The following is an 18,159-nucleotide window of genomic DNA, read 5'->3' on the forward strand; positions in this document are numbered from 1 at the left end:
CCAGTGGCAGTTAGCAGGAATGTAACAGTAATTCCAGCAATTAAACGAATCGGAAATAATAAAAATAGTGAGAGTAAACCCAAAATACGAGTGGCAGCTTATTGCCGAGTTTCAACAGATAGTGATGAGCAGGCCTCAAGTTACGAAATTCAGATTGAGCATTATACAAACTATATTAAGAGGAACAAGGAATGGGAATTGGCAGGTATTTTTGCGGATGACGGTATCACTGGTACCAATACGAAAAAGCGTGATGAATTTAACCGCATGATTGAGGAGTGTATGGCAGGCAATATTGACATGGTCATCACAAAATCAATAAGCCGATTTGCCAGAAACACGTTGGATTGTCTTAAGTACATCCGGCAGTTAAAGGATAAAAACATTGCTGTGTTCTTCGAGAAAGAGAATATCAACACCATGGATTCTAAGGGTGAAGTCCTACTTACCATTATGGCATCACTTGCCCAGCAGGAGAGCCAGTCCTTAAGCCAGAACGTTAAGCTAGGTATTCAGTATCGATATCAGCAAGGTGAGGTTCAAGTCAACCACAAGCGTTTCCTTGGTTACACTAAGGATGAAAACAAGCAATTAGTGATTGATCCAGAGGGTGCTAAAGTTGTTAAACGGATTTATAGGGAGTACCTAGAGGGAGCCAGCCTTTTGCAGATAGCAAGAGGACTTGAAGCAGACGGTATTCTTACAGCAGCAGGCAAAGCAAAATGGAGACCGGAAACACTGAAAAAGATACTGCAGAATGAAAAGTATATCGGTGATGCCCTACTACAAAAGACATACACAGTTGATTTCCTTTCTAAAAAGCGGGTCAAGAATAACGGCATCGTTCCCCAGTATTACGTAGAAAACAGCCATGAGCCTATCATCCCACGTGAATTTTTTATGCAGGTTCAAGAAGAGATGGTTCGAAGAGCAAATCTTCGCGGCGGCAAGGGCGGTAAAAAGCGAGTTTATAGTAGTAAGTATGCCTTATCAAGTATTGTTTACTGCGGGCAATGCGGTGATATTTACCGACGAGTACACTGGAATAACCGAGGTTACAAGTCTATTGTTTGGAGATGTGTCAGTCGTTTGGAGGAAAAAGGGTCTGAATGCACTGCCCCTACCATAAACGAGGAAACATTGCAGACAGCAGTGGTTAAGGCTATTAACGAACTTTTGGCTAACAAAGAACCCTTCATCCAGGCGCTACAGAAAAACATAGCTACTGTATTTAATGAAGAAAAAGATAATATCACTGATGACATTGATAGCAAATTGGAAGAATTACAACAACAGCTTCTTGTCCAAGCAAAGTCCAAGAATGACTATGAAGATGTTGCTGATGAAATTTACCGACTTCAAGAATTAAAGCAAAAAGCACTTGTTGAAAATGCAGAGCGAGAAGGAAAAAGGCAACGAATCGCTGAAATGACTGATTTCTTGAATGAGCAATCCTGCGAGTTGGAGGAATATGATGAGCAATTAGTAAGGCGGCTTATTGAAAAGGTAACAGTTTTTGATGATAAACTCACCGTTGAATTCAAATCGGATGTTGAGATTGATATAGAAATATAACTCAGATTAGAAGGCTGCCGAGTGAGAAGAAAACTCTCTTTGAATGTCGGCCTACTCAAATAATTATTGACAAGGGAATTATTTATAAGTATAATTAGTATAACTTGTTATACAAGTAAAACGAGTTGGTAGATAAAATTATAAAAATGATTTGGAGGTTATGTTATGAAGAGTGATAAAGAAAAGGATGGTAAATACATGGGGTCAGTTAAAGTAGGACCTAAAGGACAGATTGTTATACCAAAAGAAGTGCGTGATATGTTTAGCATTGAATCTGGGGATACATTGATACTACTTGCAGACGCTCAAAAAGGTATTGCAATTGAACGGATGGGTGTTTTCGACAAGATTGCAGATGCAATTCTTGATGGGAGATCAAAAGAAATTTATCCTGAGCATAACGAAAAAGATAGTTTAATTTTTGCGGAAGAAATCAAAAAGCTAAATAAAGATAAGGAGGGCGAGGAATGATAGCAATCCAAACAGAAAATCTTACAAAGAAATATAAGGAGAGAGTTGCAGTTAATGCTCTTAATCTAAGCGTTAATCAAGGAGAATTATTTGCTTTGCTCGGAGTAAATGGTGCTGGTAAAACTACAACTATAAAAATGTTATCATGTCTTGTAAAACCAACAAATGGTGATGCCTTAGTATTAGGAAACAGCATTATCTCAGATGCTTTCAAGGTAAAAGAATTAATTAATGTTTCTCCTCAAGAAACTGCAATCGCTCCAAATTTGACTGTTAGAGAGAACCTTGAATTTATTACCGGAATATATGGGTATGATAGAAAAGATTCCAAAGAAAAATCAAATGAAATCATTTCTTCATTTGGTCTGTCTAACATAGCAAAAGATCGAGCTAAAACATTATCAGGTGGTTGGCAGAGACGTCTTAGTATTGCAATGGCATTAATATCAGAACCACGGTTATTATTTCTTGATGAACCCACTCTTGGACTTGATGTAATTGCAAGAAGAGAACTTTGGACTATTATTAAAAAAATGAAAGGTAAGGTCACGATAATATTAACCACCCATTACTTAGAGGAAGCAGTCTCTTTGTCAGATCGTATAGGGATAATGACAAAAGGAGAGTTAAAAGAAGTTGGTACAGCTGACGAACTGATTAAAAAAACAAGCGCCGAAAGTTTTGAAGATGCCTTTATTGCCATTGCAGGAGAAGGGAGGGCTAGTGTATGAAGACATTAGCATTGGCTACGAGGAATAGTAAAGAAATTTTGAGGGATAAACTTAACTTAGCTTTTGGCATAGGCTTTCCCGTTATTTTACTCTTGTTACTCTCTGCTATTCAATCGAATGTTCCTGTAGAGCTATTTGTAATTGAACAATTGACTCCTGGAATTGCTGTTTTCGGACTATCATTTATTTCACTCTTCTCCGGCATGTTGATTGCAAAAGACAGAACTAGTTCATTGATGTTACGCTTATTCACATCTCCGCTTATGTCCAGTAATTTCATATTTGGGTACACACTCCCCTTACTACCCATGGCAATCTTACAGGTTGGAGTGTGCTTTGCTGTTGCATTCTTTCTTGGATTGACAATTAGTTTAAATGTTTTACTAGCAGTTATAGTTTTAGTTCCAGCTGCAATACTGTTTATTGCTATTGGATTACTTTGTGGCAGTTTGTTCACCGATAAGCAGGTAGGTGGCGTATGCGGAGCTTTACTGACAAATTTAAGTGCATGGCTTTCAGGTACTTGGTTTGATCTTGCCCTTGTTGGAGGACCCTTTAAGAAAATTGCTGAATTGCTTCCCTTTGCACATGCTGTTGATGCAGGACGGGCTGCAATTTCAGGTGACTATCATCATATATTCCCACATTTATGGTGGGTAATTGGATATGCTGTTATAGTTATGTCTATAGCAATTATAGTTTTCACTAGAAAAATGAGTAGTGATAATACTTAAATTTAGGAGCGTGATTAAGTTAATATGTGATAAGATTTATGTAAATTTAGCTTAAGATGGATATATTCCCTCATATCATGTTTCTCAAAAAATGGAAAATTGATTGATATGTTCCTACCTACCGATAGTGTAAAAAATGTCGTGGATATGTTTCCAAGAACCGACAGCTCGAAAGACATTCGTTCTGTCCTCTCGAGCCATCGATTATTATCGGATAACAATATACGGTCTCATCATCTCATAATCCTCGTGCTCCAAGATATGACAGTGCCATATATATAACCCGGTAAATGGTCCGAACCGCATGATTATTCGAGTAACTTGCTTCGGATTAGCTCGAACGGTATCTTTCCATCCTCGTTCTTGTGGTTCCGGTGGCATTGCCGGACCTGTATATTCGATAACCTTCTCCTTGTTAAACTTATCAACATCGAAATTTCTTCGGTCAAGTATTTGAAAATCAATTAAGTGAAGATGAATTGGGTGTGAATCATCAGTTACGTTGATGAGGTACCATATTTCGGTTGCCCCTAATTTTGGATTTTCTGATATGGGTGCATCCCATGGTTTATTATCCAATAGCATCCATTCACGACCGTACTGATCCATATTATCATTTAATGTTAGGTATCTTATCCTCGTAACTGACTGTTCCTTTATTTTTGGAACAGGTATCATATAAGCCGGAATTGTACTAGTGTCAACACTTGATAAAGGAAGAGTTACTCTAAATTGCATCACTTGACCAACCGTATTTGGATCCGGTTTGATCCCCCCTGGAAAAGGAGCGGGGGCATCATTTTTCATGATAATATTCTTCCCTTCTAAGTTGGTAAAATCAATGATTACATCTGCCCTTTCTGCAGGGGCTAACATGATTTCCTTGATACCAATTGGATATTCTAGCAGTCCTCCATCAGTCGCAATTTGATACATAAGTTGTTCAGAATCAAGCTTAATCCTATAGAAACGAGTGTTGGATCCGTTTAAAAGCCTAAATCGGTATTTACGTGGTTCCACTTTTAAATAAGGCCATACTTTACCATTTACTAGAATCGTATCCCCAATAAATTCAGGAATAATCGACATTTCTAATTCAGGAATCGGTTTTTCCGGTTGCTTCGGGTAGTAAAGAGAACCATCCTCATTAAATGTCTTGTCTTGTATCATAAGAGGAATCTCATATTTTCCACTCGGTAAATTCAATGAACGCTCCCGATTTTCCCTGATAAGATAAAATCCTGCCAAACCTGCATAAATATTTAGCCTCGTAATCCCAATCGTATGGTCATGATACCACAGCGTGCAAGCATTATTACAATTATCATATCGATAGATTTGCTTTCTAAAATATGGCCCCACTTGTTTGAATCCCTTTGTAAACCAAGCCTCTGGGTAGCCATCGCTTTCCCATTCAACACAAGCACCGTGTACGTGCACGACTGTTCTTACATCAGGCACGTCCCGATGAGCCCCATGAACCGTATAATCGATTGGAAAAAGATGCTTATCAGGAAGATTGTTAATCCATTTAATAAACACTTTTTCTCCACTTTCGACTTCAATTGTAGGTCCTGGATATCCACCTTCGTACCCCCAAACAGTTGAGTCATTTAACTGACTATGAAGTGATTGACTGAATTCAGTCATATTTACTTCGTAATAAGTATAAAACTGATCTTTCCATCGAGGTTTTAAAATAGGTGGGATGGGTAGTTCGTCTACAAATTTAGAGAGAATCATAATTCGCCTCCTTTATAACATACCGTAATGTCAAAACTTTTATATTAAAAAAGTTAATAATCCTTGATTTAAAGGGCTATAAATGCAAAAAACTTGCCACCCCCATAGTTTTAGATTAAAAGTGGGGTTACCACACGCAACACTTAATCCCTAACACCAAGGAACTGACAAGTTGTACCCACAATTATTAACTTATTTAATGGAATTTATCAAGCATCAAGATTAACTAATCTTACTGGTCGAATAGTTTCTTATGATGATGTTAGCTCTCCACCATTAACATGAATGGTTTGGCCAGTAACAAATCTGGAATCGTCAGAGGCAAGATAGACGTATGCTGGCGCAAGCTCAAATGGTTGGGCCATTCTCCGCATCGGATTACTGGAACCTAATATAGCGACCTGATCTGCAGAATATGTTGACGGTTGGAGTGGAGTCCAGGTTGATCCTGGTGCTACAGCATTGACCCGAATTCCATTATCTATAAGATTATTGGCCAAAGCACGAGTAAAGCCAATATTCGCTGCCTTCGTTGATGTGTAATCAATCAATTGTGAAGGACCTTTAAAAGCCGTAACCGAAGATGTATTAATAATTGAGCTGCCTGGTTTCAAATAGGGAAGCGCTGCTCTAGTTGTGTAAAAATGAGAATAGATATTAACTTTAAAGGTGTCATCGAATTGCTCGTCAGTGATATCGAGTAAACTTGGCTGCTGGAACTGGATACCCACGTGGTTAACAAGAATATCCAATCGTCCGAATGATTGGATCGTTTGTTCCACGATGGAGATACATTGAATTTTCTCTCGGACATCACCTGGCAATAAAATGCTACGCTGGTCGAGTTGTTCGATCCGTGCTTTTGTTCTGCTTGCATCTTCATGTTCATCCAAGTAGGAAATGGCAACACTAGCACCTTCTTTAGCAAACGCAATTGCTACAGCTGCTCCGATCCCACTGTCCCCACCTGTGATGAGGGCGACTTTCCCTGTTAATTTCCCGCTTCCCCTGTACTCTGGATTTTCAATAATAGGCCGGGGAACCATCAGTTTTTCAACGCCCGGTTGTCGAAGTTGACGTTGTTCAGGGACATTAATCGGAATTTCTTCATAGCGAGTTATTACCCCGTAATTTGGATATATTGGATAATTTCCATCGGTGATTCTCTTCTGATTTTTTTGCTCATACTGTTTCATTGGAGACCTCCTTGCATTAATAGAAAATACCATTTTACATTATGTTGCATGGGCGTACCTAGTGCATGTTCCAATCCAAAATTGTTTAAAGCTTTATGAAAGAAGTACTTGCTCTTTATAAGAGGTTGCTGAATAAGGTGTATTAGGTAAATTTAAGAGGAGGTTATTCGCTTGTTTCAATATAGCCCTGAAGTCAAATTATTACTAGTGAATTTTCTAGATGAAAAAGTAGAGATGCTCTATAATAACAACCCTTACACGTGGTCAATGCCGTTAATAGGACCTAGACCGCCCTATTATGCTAATCCTCGTTACGTACAAACCTATCCCATACTCTAAAAAGATTAATGAAAAAGATGTAAAATACCAAAGGATTTTCGGTGATTGGGAAATATATTATGGTGATTTTGATGTTATATGGGTATTATGATCGTTGCAGGCAGAGATATGACATAATACTTTCAGAACCTTAGAAAGTAAAGGAATTTATCGGTGTGGATGAGGATATAAAAGTGCATTTGATTTTCCTTTCGTCAAAGCCAATAGAATTGGAAATTTAAAATAATGACGGAGTTGTTACCTTTCTTTCTCTTGGAATATTTGATAAATATTTAGAAGGAAAGTTGATTAATGATGAAGATGACAGCGTGGTTCGTCCAGTGAAGGTAATTTGACTGAGTGGATATGTTTCCGTCTACCGATAGCCCCAAAAACGCAGTAGATATGTTTCCGAGAACTGGCAGGTTCAAATGACATTCATTCTGTCCTCTCAAGCCATGTTGAGGTAGTATCGCAGATGATTTTAAAAGAAGAAGCAGGCTCCCGATAAGGGGAAATCATGCTTCTATACAAATGTCGGGGCGGCAAATCGGTAATGAATAACCGGTGTGCCGTCTTCTTTTACATTGATTATATTGATGAGACGATGTAGAATTTCGGACGTTAGCAATCAAAGTTAAGAAATGGAAGAAGCTCTTCTTTTAACTTGTCGATTACTTTCAAGCATGGAGATCATGTCATTTTTCTTTTCTGCAAGCTGAGTGAGTTCGCTATTGTTATCCTCCACCATTCTAAATACTCATCATGATTGATTTTTTTCATCTGCGAGTATATTGATTCTCTGTCATAGTGATACCTTGAATTATGTTGACAGGGAGTTAATAAGATTGCAATGCTGTATTTTTAAGTGATTGTGATGGCAACATTGTAAAGAAAAATGAATGCAATTACACCGCATATATTTTTTGGGAGGACAAATGAACGAACTTCATTTGGGAATATTCCTTATTTAAATCGAAATTGATTAATCCATTTGCGTAGGATAGATACAGATATACCTATATTTATCGACAAATTTCGGGTTGTCACTGTGACTTAAAATTCCCTACTAAATAAATCTATGGAAATTGCGATGGAACGCAATAAAAAGAAAATATGGCTAGGCGTATGGGAAAAAAATGAAAATGCCATTGCTTTTTATAAGAAAATGGGATTTGTTCAAACTGGAGCCCACTCTTTTAATATGGGTGATGAAGAGCAAATTGACTTTATAATGACCAAATCAATTCTATAACATTTTTGAAAGGTGGATTATGGTGTATATACCAAAATATTTTAGGGTCACAAATGTTGATGAAATTTTGGATTTTGTTCAAAAAAACTCTTTTGCCACGATTATTACAACAGAACAAGTGAAACCAATTGCCACCCATTTGCCTTTGGTATTAAAGAAAAAAGGTGACGATTACTATCTTACTGGACATATGGCTTATGGAAATTCTCAGTGGAGAACATTTGAAACCTGTGAAGATGTACTTGTTATGTTTCAGGGACCGCATGCTTATATTTCTTCTTCCTGGTATTCGCACGAAAATGTTCCAACTTGGAATTATCAGGCTATCCATATGTATGGAAAAGCAAGTATTTTAGAAAAAGATGAACTAATAGAAGAATTAACAGGAATGTTGAAAAAATATGAACAAGATCGTGAAAATCCAGTTTTATGGGATAAACTTTCTCCTGAGCTCTTAGAAAATCAACTAAAAGGGATCGTTGGTTTTAAGATTAAAGTTGCAGAAGTCCAGGCTGCTTATAAATTAAGCCAGAATCGTAATGAAACTGATTATATTAACATTATTAATAATTTACAAAATGAAGGAAGTCCAAATTCGAAACAAATGTCAGAACTAATGGGAAATAGATTAAAAAATCAAATATAAGCCCAAAGAAACAACCTGAACGGAGCTATCATATTGGCAGCTTCCTTTCAGGTTTGTGAAGGAATGTACTTACGCTAACGGGGGCTTTAGTTTAATATCCAAAGTTATCATAAGCCGAAAATATGCAAGTTTTTATTCATTCCTTGTATGTTTTCGGCTTTCTTACATTCAAAAAACATACTGCCGTAAACAGCATTTTTTAATTGCCAAATACATCTTGACGGAACACTATACGCTTCTCCGGTGGAAGTGTTTGGAATAGCTCCATTGTGATATCGTTCATGGTAAGAATATTCTCGAAATATGTTTTATAACTTATAGCGCTTTTGGCTTTTAAGAGGTACGGATATTTTTCTGGTTTTATGAAAGAACGAGTAAGAGCGAGTAAATACTCATTTTCAATTTTGTCAGCTTTTTCATCATATGCACCTGACAGATAGTCTGGATGAACATCAAGATATTTCGCAATCCTATCCAGCAAATCCGGCGGCATTTCCCCATCATCTAAACATCGACGTATTGTTTTTTCTGTACGTTCGATTTCCTCATAGGCTTCGCCGAGTTTCCTAATACTACAGCTTCTATGTTTTAGTACTTCAATAAAACGCTCTTTGTTGATAGGTACTTTCCGAGCCTTTTTGTTCCCCATTACCTTCTCCTCCCGATTTGCGGACATTAATGTTTAAAATGATTGTAGCTAATGTGAACATAAACGTCTACTTTATAATTATCAAAGGAGCGGAAAACTATGGCATGGAATTACGCAGAACTATCTAAAATGGCAAAGGAATGCGGTGGTCCCGAAAAACTTGTCGAACTACTAGTTAAATCCGGAGAAAAAAGGATTTTTCCTTGGGTTGGTGTTGCTTTTGCCGGAGGTATTGCCCTTACAGTCAGTGTGCGAAAAATAATTGACTACTTGGCTCAGGAAAAAGCCATCTCAACTGCCGAAGTTGAATCAGCCAAAAAGGAACTTATACAAGGCATAAAGAATTACAATACTACCCAAGCAGCTACTGAAAATGAGGTAATGCAAGAAACCGATGGCGAAACTGATGAAGCGATTGAGGTTAATTAAAGAGGGAGGGTATCAACATGGGATAATTAGATATTTCTAAAGGGAAAGGTTGGGAAGAGGAAAACGCATTTACTGGTGAGACTCCACCTTGTCCACAATGTGGAGAACCTCTAACTAAGAAATACGTTTTTAGTGATATGTACTGCGCAAATTGCAGATATGGTTTAGATGATGACGAAGATTTAGACGAAAGCGTTTATGATGCCGCTCAAATCTGGGCTTCAAATGGAAAAGATGAAGATTACACTTTCGGCTACTCTGAAGAAGAGTTGGAAGATGCTCTCTAAAAAGATATAATAATGATAAGGGTATAGGTACTGGTAATATCAATAGCCAAGCAATTGCCGATGAAGAGCGGCCAGCTTAATATTAAGGATGAAGGTAATCACCCCATCAGCCGGTCACAAGTAATAGCTTGGGGTGATTATCACTTAGCTACACGATTTTGATCAGAAAAGAAATAAGCCACCTTAAGTTGCTATAAAGGTGGCTTATTTCTTTATGTACAATAAAATTATGGCAAGTGCTACTCCTAGTTTTATCCTTTTGTATTCACTGTCAACTCAGCACATGTTGAGGTAGTATCGCAGATGATTTTAAAAGAAGAAGCAGGCTCCCGATAAGGGGAAATCATGCTTCTATACAAATGTCGGGGCGGCAAATCGGTAATGAATAACCGGTGTGCCGTCTTCTTTTACATTGATTATATTGATGAGACGATGTAGAATTTCGGACGTTAGCAATCAAAGTTAAGAAATGGAAGAAGCTCTTCTTTTAACTTGTCGATTACTTTCAAGCATGGAGATCATGTCATTTTTCTTTTCTGCAAGCTGAGTGAGTTCGCTATTGTTATCCTCCACCATTCTAAATACTCATCATGATTGATTTTTTTCATCTGCGAGTATATTGATTCTCTGTCATAGTGATACCTTGAATTATGTTGACAGGGAGTTAATAAGATTGCAATGCTGTATTTTTAAGTGATTGTGATGGCAACATTGTAAAGAAAAATGAATACAATTACACCGCATATATTTTTTGGGAGGACAAATGAACGAACTTCATTTGGGAATATTCCTTATTTAAATCGAAATTGATTAATCCATTTGCGTAGGATAGATACAGATATACCTATATTTATCGACAAATTTCGGGTTGTCACTGTGACTTAAAATTTTAAAATTCAGTTTAATTATTGCTAATAACATAAATAAACTAGGTAATAGAAAAAATAAAGGTAAGCTTAAAAAATATGGAACTACCGTTACTGATTCGGTGATATGGTCAGAAAGGTCGAAACTAATAAAGGTGGAATACAGGGATAAAATACACATGGTTGGAACGACTAATACTCGATAGGGGATTTTAAAGATGTATTCTAAACCTTTTAAACCTGCAAAGGAAAAAATACAAATTTTAATAATCACACCTAATGCGATAATAAACACGGCGAATGCATCTAATCTTTGTAAGAAATCGCCTATGTTAATTAAGCGAGATGCACTTACAAGTGGAAAATTACTTCGAATTGCGATGGAAGTGCCTAAAGAAGTAGTTATAATTAGAGTTCCTATCGTCAACCAAAAGCCGGATGAAATTACAGAGTAAATTAATGTATGTCGTACATATTTTTGTTGTGGCAAATTAGAGAATAAAAATGTTAATGTAAATAATTGACCATATGGTCTAATGAGTTCATACGGGAAAATGGTATCTAACACTGGTGTTATACCTGTAGCTAAAATAGGTGTAATTCTCTCTAATTTTATGTCACCATCTCCAATTAATAGAAAGGTCATAATGATAAGGAACAAAATGGCGTATGGTGTAAATACTTCTGTTACTCTTCCTAAGACTTCCATTCCTAAATAGATGATGTAGGTAAGGATTACTATTAAGCTAAAATTACAAATTTCTACAGGAGTGATAGGAAGAATAAATGTTGTTACCAATTCTCCAAAATCACGAATAACCCTAGTTGCTAAATAAAAAAAATAGATAGTATATATATACGTAATCAACATGGAAATTGGACGATTTAATATGTATTCAATCATTTCAGAAAAGTTTTTATTAGGTAATATTTCGTGAAAATGATAGTAAAATAAGGTAATGAAAATACCAATTATGGAAGAACATAAAACAGTAATCCAAGCATCTTGTTTTGCATCTACACCAATTCCTATAATTAGAGAACTACCTAAATTAAATCCAATAACAAGGTTGAATAATTGGTTTAAAGAAACCTTTTCTTTTAACACCATTTCTTAAGCTCCCTTTAGGAATAAATAATTTCTGATACGTTTTATTATTTATTAAAACCCTGAAAATATTCCAATAAATAGAAAATACTTTAGATGTTTGTTACAGTTGCACGATTTATTTTAGAGATTCTCAGTACACGTTCGGTATTCTCTTATAGTCAAGTAGAATCTCCACCAAATATATGATTTGTAATCTACTTGACATAAAAAAGTGTAGCCTATTCAATTTTAAAAGGAAAAGAAAGAGACGGTAGAGAATAAATATATTGGGTAACTTTAGGTGAGAGTAGGGATATGTTATAGAATTCGAGGATTATTTAAGATAGAAATATCATAAGCGGCTAAGATTATACAAGGTGGTGGAACAAGGTCCTAAACAAAGGGAATATAATGGAGTAATAGAGCTTACTCCTTCTTCTTTGATGGCAGCTGTTTAAAACCAGAAGCCACCATTATGAACTTACTTTAAAAGATATATTGAATGCCAAAACAAACAGAAATAAAAATTCAATAAGATTAAATGGGGAGAAAATGTGTAATGGCATCATGTTTTAGCATTTAGTTGGTTTATTAAAAGAGAGGCTATATCTATTTAAAGCAGAAAGTGTTCAAGCCTTTTTATAATTTGAAAACGCTTTCCTTAACAGCGTTTCCTTACACTAAAGCCCTCTTTATTTCGATTCTAACTCAAAGGCTTTATTAAAAGTATATTTGCAATATAGTTTTCTAGTTTAAAAACGTAGTAAGAGGAGGAAGTTATGGGGAAATCAACTTTTTATAACCCGATTCTAGAACCTGGGGCAGATCCATGGGTGTATAAGGATAAAGATACTTACTATTTTATGGTCACAAAAAGGACAAGGCTTGATTTATGGAAGTCGCCAACATTAAGTGGAATGGCACAAGGAAATTGTAAAACGATTTGGACTGCTCCGAGTGAAGGAATCAATTGTGCTAATATTTGGGCTCCAGAAATTCATCGGATAAATGGGAAATGGTATATATATTTCACGGCAAATGACGGGATAGGGGATGATCAATCAAGGAAGATATTTGTGCTAGAGAATTCGGCGGAAGATCCGTTTGACGGGAATTGGCTAGACAGAGGATATGTAAATACAGAATATCCTGGTTTAGATGGAACGATTTTTGAACATAAAGGTTGTCTTTATTTTGTATATGCTGGATATGGTAACTTTCCTGCGTATGGATCAGCTCTATATATAGCTGAGATGGAAAATCCGTGGACACTTACTGGTCCCAACGTATTATTATCAAAACCTGAGTATGATTGGGAAAAGCAAGGTGGAATGGCGATTAATGAGGGACCTGTAATGTTAAAGAGGAATAATAAATTGTTTCTAATCTATTCTGCTAGTACCACTTGGTCTGATGATTATAGTTTGGGAATGTTAACAATCTCTGAGAATATGGATGTCATGAATCCCGAAGTTTGGCTTAAATCTACTGAGCCTGTGTTCAAGAAAAGTATCGAAAATAAGGTATTTGCTCCTGGCCATAATAGTTTTACACAATCTCCTGACGGGACAGAAGATTGGATTGTTTATCATGCTATTTCCGAATCAGAAGGAGGAAGCCAGCGACGAAGTGCTAGAATTCAAAAATTCAATTGGAATGCCGATGGTTCTCCTAATTTTGGAGTCCCGTTATGTACATCAGCACCGATTACCATTCCTTCTGGTGAGTGATGAGTAGGAAACAGAGGAATGGTTCTCCTATTCTCCTTATATTCTAAAAAGTAGAAGGAATTATGACACGTAAAGAACAAAATTCCTACCACCTAAACACGCTTGAACCGTTTATAAAACAGACGAATAAACCTAGTTCCATCAGTACTAGAGTTTTAACTATAAAGTATAGGAACCCAGTTATTATGTTTGGCCTGGATTTTACATGTCGTGTGAAAAAATAATATTTTATTAAAATTTAAAAGGGGTACCCAATTGCAATGGGTACCCCTTCATCTTTACTTAAAACACCTTCGTAGTCCAATCCTCGCAATTCCAAATATCTGTCGCGATTTCACGATAGAAATCAGGTTCGTGGGATACCATTAAGATGCTTCCGCGATATTCCTTTAATGCACGTTTCAGTTCTTCCTTTGCATCGACATCCAAGTGATTGGTAGGCTCATCTAGGATTAATAAGTTCGTTTCTGTGTTTAAAATTTTGCATAAGCGAACTTTGGCTTTTTCCCCACCAGAAAGGACTTCGATTTTACTTTCAATATGTTTCGTTGTTAATCCACATTTTGCAAGAGCAGCACGAACTTCCGCCTGATTCATGCTAGGGAATTCGCTCCAAATTTCTTCAATACATGTATTGTAGTTGGACTCTTTCACTTCTTGCTCGAAGTAGCCAATGTGTTGATAATCACCGCGTTCTACGGTACCCGAAATTGGGGTGATTAATCCAAGAATACTTTTTAACAGAGTGGATTTACCAATACCGTTTGCACCAACGAAGGCAATTTTTTGTCCACGTTCCATTTTTAAATTTAGGGGGCGAGAAAGTGGTTCGTTATAGCCAATAACAAGATCTTCTGCCGTGAAAATCCAACGACTAGCTGCGCGAGCTTCTTTGAATTTAAACTCTGGTTTTGGCTTTTCTTTCCCTAATTCAATAATTTCCATTTTGTCTAGTTTCTTTTGACGGGACATTGCCATATTACGGGTTGCGACACTTGCCTTGTTGCGAGCAACAAAATCTTTTAAATTTGCAATTTCTTGTTGTTGACGCTTGTAAGCAGATTCTAGCTGTTGTTTCTTCATTTCATGTATTTTTACGAAGTTGTCATAGTCACCAGCATAGCGATTCAACTCTTGGTTTTCCATGTGATAGATCAGGTTAACAACACTGTTCAAAAATGGAATATCATGTGAAATCAAGATAAATGCATTCTCATAATCCTGTAAATAGCGCTTTAACCATTCGATATGCTGTTCATCTAAATAGTTCGTAGGCTCATCTAGTAAGAGGATTTCAGGTTTTTCTAGTAATAGCTTAGCCAGCAAAACTTTCGTACGTTGCCCACCGCTAAGATCAGCTACATCCCGATCAAGTCCAACATCATCTAATCCTAGACCACGAGCCACTTCCTCCACTTTTGAATTAATTTGATAGAAATCATTACTATCTAATGTTTCTTGTAGCTCTCCAACTTCTGCAAGTAATGCATCGATATCAGCATTTTCATCACCCATTTTTGCATAAAGCTCATTAATCTCTGCTTCTGCATCAAAAAGATATTGAAAAGCAGTACTCAAAGCTTCACGCATCGTAGTCCCTTTTTGAAGTACGGCATGCTGATCTAAATAACCAACACGAACTTTTCGTGACCACTGTACTTTCCCCTCGTCAGGTTGCAGCTTGCCGGTCACAATATTCATGAAAGTAGATTTCCCTTCACCATTTGCCCCAACAAGTCCAACGTGTTCCCCTTTTAAAAGTCGAAAAGACACATCATTAAATATCGCACGATCACCGAAACCGTGGCTTAAGTTTTGTACGTTTAATACGCTCATTTTTTTAACCCCTTCTTTTATATCACATGTGGATATCATACTAAATTTAGAATAGATTTTCTAACTCGAATTTTATTATTTGTGCAAAACGTAATTCAATTTTGGGGCTAACTTGAAGACTCCCCTTTCTTAATTGAATTAGATCATTGAATCGTCTAAACGATTGGATAAAAGTCTATTATACAATATGCTACAAGGTTTTCCTATATAGGAATAGTTGAATAAAAAATGAAAGAAAAGAATTCATCCCATACGTAAACATTAGCAATTTTTGGGGAATAATATTCTTAATGAATGTTTAAAGGGTGTGTAGGATGAAAATAATGAGATATTCCAAGACAGTATTGTCCTTGTCCATGATATTGCCTTGGGTTACTGCGCCGTTATTAGGGAAGAAAACGTTCAAGCGTTATTTGCCAGCAGGAGTCTTTATTGCATCAATGGTGAAGTTAGTCAATGTTATAGCTAAAAAGCGAAAATGGTGGTGGTGGTATGAAACCCTTCATCCTAGATTATCAGGAGAAATTCCTTTTATGCTTGGTCCTTTTTTTGTTGGTTCAATATGGATATTAAAATGGACGTATGGCAGGTTTTTTAGATATTTTGCATTAAATATGCTATTTGATGGAATGTTTACATATGCTACAGTGCCTTTCTTAACAAAATTTGGTATAGCATCTTTAGTACGAATGAAAAAAATACAACTTATGTATGTTTTTTCAATTTTGTCGTTAATGTTATATATATTTCAATATTTATATGAAAAATTCTGTTTTACTAAGTGGAGACTTATAAGATTAGAAATAAATTAATAAAAACTATGTGATTAAAAAAGTGGAAAGAATGAATCGTGAAATAGCTGATTCGTTCTTTCCATTTTTACTTCTATTCATTCTAGGTTTGGGATCTTATTTTTCCGTAAACTGGTTCGCTATACATACTTTATTTCTTCCAGAATTTTTTGCGTAATAAAGGGCTCTGTCGGCATCATCAATAATATCTACTGCTTTGAGAGTAGTTTCATTGTAGCAAGCAATTCCTATTGAAACGGTTAGGTGGATTTTTTCTTCTAACGCATAGAAAGGAAATTCCTCTACAGTTTTTCGAATGTTTTCTGCCATTTCTTTTGCTTTTTCCAAAGGGCAATCTAATAATAATACGGTAAACTCTTCTCCACCATTTCTACTGACGACATCATATGACTTGGTACATTTTTGTAATATCTCCCCAAGGCTTTTTAGTATTTCATCTCCCTTTAGATGTCCATATCGATCATTAATTTTCTTAAAGAAATCAATGTCAATATAAAGGAGTGAAAGTTTTTCTTCTTTAACAGTAACTTGATTTATTAACGAATTAAAGAGCTTGTCAAAATTCCGATAATTATTTAATCCTGTAAGACCATCTATTGTGGACTCATTTCTATATTTTTCAAACAATAATTGAATCGATCTTAAATGATTTATGACATAAAATCCAATAAATCCACCAAGATAGGAAATGATGCAATAGGTTGGAATTAACACAAGGAGAATATTCCAGTCATTGATTAGATAGATGGCGAATATGGTAAAAACAAAATTATTCCAACTTAGGGTTAAAATGATTTTGTTTTTGGTAGATAAGGTAAAACAAGAAAACCATACAGCACCAATAGTAGATGAAAAAATGAGAGCAATGGCCAAAAAGGATGCCAAATTAATGCCATAAAATAATCGACCTATAATGATTAAAAGCATGGAAATAAATGCAGGGATTGCTCCTCCATAAAAAGCTAAAATCATAATTGGAATATGTCTAAGATCTATAATGATATCTCCAATATGAATACTATAATGCATGAGTATATTTCCGAAAATACCTCCTACAATCCCAATTGCTATTTTCCTATTTAACGAGGATTGACGATTTAAAGGCTTCTGTTTGGTTATTTGACTATACAAAAAAAGTAAGGATACCAATATGGCAAGATTAGAAAATAACTCTTTTATTATCATAATAATTAATCACCTTAATTAAGATAACAGAGCTATAAATAGAATGGAATTGATTTGATATGGTTTTTTATGGAAAAAGATATCGGGTGAAATTAGGATGAAAAAAATCAATCAAAAGGATAATAATACAGGTAATGGTAAAAATATGAAGATAATATTTAAATATAGATGGTTAAGGAGAAGCCAATATGTATTTGCTTGTAAACATTCTTATCCTCTTGCTTTATTTCCGATAGAGTAAGTATGAAAAGGGAGCAGGAACAAGCTTAAATGCATTAGTTGAATCAGTATTTTCCCTGATTATATAGCAAGTTTTACTTATTCTGTTTTTGTTAATATAATGGATTGAATCAATTTTCTTTTTCTGTAGATGTAAGGAGATTCTACTAAAGGAAATTTTTGAAATCTACTCAGGTAAAGGTCTACTTTTAGGAGAATCAATATGAGCTTTTTTATAAAAAAAATAAATGTACTTTTATCCTGAATTATTCATAAAAACTTATTGACAAGCTATTGAATGCTTATTTATCACGTAGCACAGCTGAATTGTCATTCATCAAATAAATGAAAAAAGAATCCATTTCTGTTAGAGTTTAAGTAACCACA

At 35.7% G+C, this 18,159-nt stretch carries 15 protein-coding genes and 1 pseudogene; 10 read left to right on the forward strand and 6 right to left on the reverse strand.

Annotation, left to right across the window (positions count from 1 at the left end):
• Window positions 1-3: 3 nt before the first annotated feature.
• The 4 genes from QQZ16_RS14150 to QQZ16_RS14165 all read left to right on the forward strand — a co-directional run bounded on the left by QQZ16_RS14150 (window position 4) and on the right by QQZ16_RS14165 (window position 3,511).
• Window positions 4-1,575 carry a recombinase family protein gene (locus tag QQZ16_RS14150; protein WP_031536853.1) on the forward strand — a complete coding sequence of 524 codons (1,572 nt, stop codon included), beginning with the start codon at window positions 4-6 and terminating at the stop codon, window positions 1,573-1,575.
• Between the two features lie 165 nt (window positions 1,576-1,740).
• Window positions 1,741-2,046, forward strand: coding sequence for an AbrB/MazE/SpoVT family DNA-binding domain-containing protein (locus QQZ16_RS14155; protein WP_031536852.1), 306 nt, complete (start codon window positions 1,741-1,743; stop codon window positions 2,044-2,046).
• Window positions 2,043-2,777, forward strand: a complete 735-nt coding sequence (locus tag QQZ16_RS14160) for an ABC transporter ATP-binding protein (protein WP_031536851.1) — start codon at window positions 2,043-2,045, stop codon at window positions 2,775-2,777. The genes QQZ16_RS14155 and QQZ16_RS14160 overlap by 4 nt, the downstream gene beginning before the upstream one ends.
• Window positions 2,774-3,511, forward strand: coding sequence for an ABC transporter permease (locus tag QQZ16_RS14165; protein ID WP_031536850.1), 738 nt, complete (start codon window positions 2,774-2,776; stop codon window positions 3,509-3,511). Before QQZ16_RS14160 ends, QQZ16_RS14165 begins: the two co-directional genes overlap by 4 nt.
• A gap of 207 nt (window positions 3,512-3,718) precedes the next feature.
• Here QQZ16_RS14165 and QQZ16_RS14170 read toward each other — a convergent pair whose 3' ends face one another.
• Window positions 3,719-5,254 carry a multicopper oxidase family protein gene (locus QQZ16_RS14170; RefSeq protein ID WP_031536849.1) on the reverse strand — a complete coding sequence of 512 codons (1,536 nt, stop codon included), beginning with the start codon at window positions 5,252-5,254 and terminating at the stop codon, window positions 3,719-3,721.
• Between the two features lie 251 nt (window positions 5,255-5,505).
• Window positions 5,506-6,450 carry an SDR family oxidoreductase gene (locus QQZ16_RS14175; protein WP_031536848.1) on the reverse strand — a complete coding sequence of 315 codons (945 nt, stop codon included), beginning with the start codon at window positions 6,448-6,450 and terminating at the stop codon, window positions 5,506-5,508.
• A gap of 1,384 nt (window positions 6,451-7,834) precedes the next feature.
• On the opposite strand from QQZ16_RS14175, the pseudogene QQZ16_RS14180 reads away from it, so the two are divergent.
• Window positions 7,835-8,023, forward strand: a pseudogene (locus tag QQZ16_RS14180) (GNAT family N-acetyltransferase); the annotation flags it as partial.
• 22 nt (window positions 8,024-8,045) lie between these two features.
• Window positions 8,046-8,669 (forward strand): FMN-binding negative transcriptional regulator, encoded by a 624-nt coding sequence (locus QQZ16_RS14185; protein WP_235252809.1) that lies wholly within the window; start codon window positions 8,046-8,048, stop codon window positions 8,667-8,669.
• A gap of 199 nt (window positions 8,670-8,868) precedes the next feature.
• Here QQZ16_RS14185 and QQZ16_RS14190 read toward each other — a convergent pair whose 3' ends face one another.
• Window positions 8,869-9,318: a hypothetical protein gene (locus QQZ16_RS14190; protein WP_235252808.1), complete on the reverse strand. Its 450-nt coding sequence runs from the start codon at window positions 9,316-9,318 to the stop codon at window positions 8,869-8,871.
• A 99-nt stretch (window positions 9,319-9,417) separates the two neighbouring features.
• Here QQZ16_RS14190 and QQZ16_RS14195 point away from each other — a divergent pair, with 99 nt between their 5' ends.
• Both QQZ16_RS14195 and QQZ16_RS14200 read left to right on the forward strand, forming a co-directional pair.
• Window positions 9,418-9,747, forward strand: a complete 330-nt coding sequence (locus tag QQZ16_RS14195; RefSeq protein ID WP_235252807.1) for a hypothetical protein — start codon at window positions 9,418-9,420, stop codon at window positions 9,745-9,747.
• Between the two features lie 137 nt (window positions 9,748-9,884).
• Window positions 9,885-10,034: a hypothetical protein gene (locus QQZ16_RS14200; RefSeq protein WP_284561434.1), complete on the forward strand. Its 150-nt coding sequence runs from the start codon at window positions 9,885-9,887 to the stop codon at window positions 10,032-10,034.
• Window positions 10,035-10,844: 810 nt separating this feature from the next.
• On the opposite strand, the gene QQZ16_RS14205 is transcribed toward QQZ16_RS14200, so the two are convergent.
• Complete coding sequence (locus QQZ16_RS14205) at window positions 10,845-12,011, reverse strand: GerAB/ArcD/ProY family transporter (RefSeq protein WP_284561435.1); 1,167 nt, start codon at window positions 12,009-12,011, stop codon at window positions 10,845-10,847.
• A 758-nt stretch (window positions 12,012-12,769) separates the two neighbouring features.
• On the opposite strand from QQZ16_RS14205, the gene QQZ16_RS14210 reads away from it, so the two are divergent.
• Window positions 12,770-13,720, forward strand: a complete 951-nt coding sequence (locus tag QQZ16_RS14210; protein WP_284561436.1) for a glycoside hydrolase family 43 protein — start codon at window positions 12,770-12,772, stop codon at window positions 13,718-13,720.
• 282 nt (window positions 13,721-14,002) lie between these two features.
• On the opposite strand, the gene QQZ16_RS14215 is transcribed toward QQZ16_RS14210, so the two are convergent.
• Window positions 14,003-15,556: an ABC-F family ATP-binding cassette domain-containing protein gene (locus tag QQZ16_RS14215; RefSeq protein ID WP_284561437.1), complete on the reverse strand. Its 1,554-nt coding sequence runs from the start codon at window positions 15,554-15,556 to the stop codon at window positions 14,003-14,005.
• Between the two features lie 323 nt (window positions 15,557-15,879).
• Between QQZ16_RS14215 and QQZ16_RS14220 the strand changes: the two genes are divergently transcribed.
• Window positions 15,880-16,368: a hypothetical protein gene (locus QQZ16_RS14220; RefSeq protein ID WP_284561438.1), complete on the forward strand. Its 489-nt coding sequence runs from the start codon at window positions 15,880-15,882 to the stop codon at window positions 16,366-16,368.
• A 96-nt stretch (window positions 16,369-16,464) separates the two neighbouring features.
• Here the strand turns inward: QQZ16_RS14220 and QQZ16_RS14225 are convergent, their stop codons facing one another.
• Window positions 16,465-17,553 (reverse strand): diguanylate cyclase, encoded by a 1,089-nt coding sequence (locus tag QQZ16_RS14225; RefSeq protein WP_284561439.1) that lies wholly within the window; start codon window positions 17,551-17,553, stop codon window positions 16,465-16,467.
• Window positions 17,554-18,159: the final 606 nt, after the last annotated feature.

This window comes from Bacillus sp. T2.9-1, assembly GCF_950097965.1.
Lineage (GTDB): Bacteria > Bacillota > Bacilli > Bacillales > Cytobacillaceae > Niallia > Niallia hominis.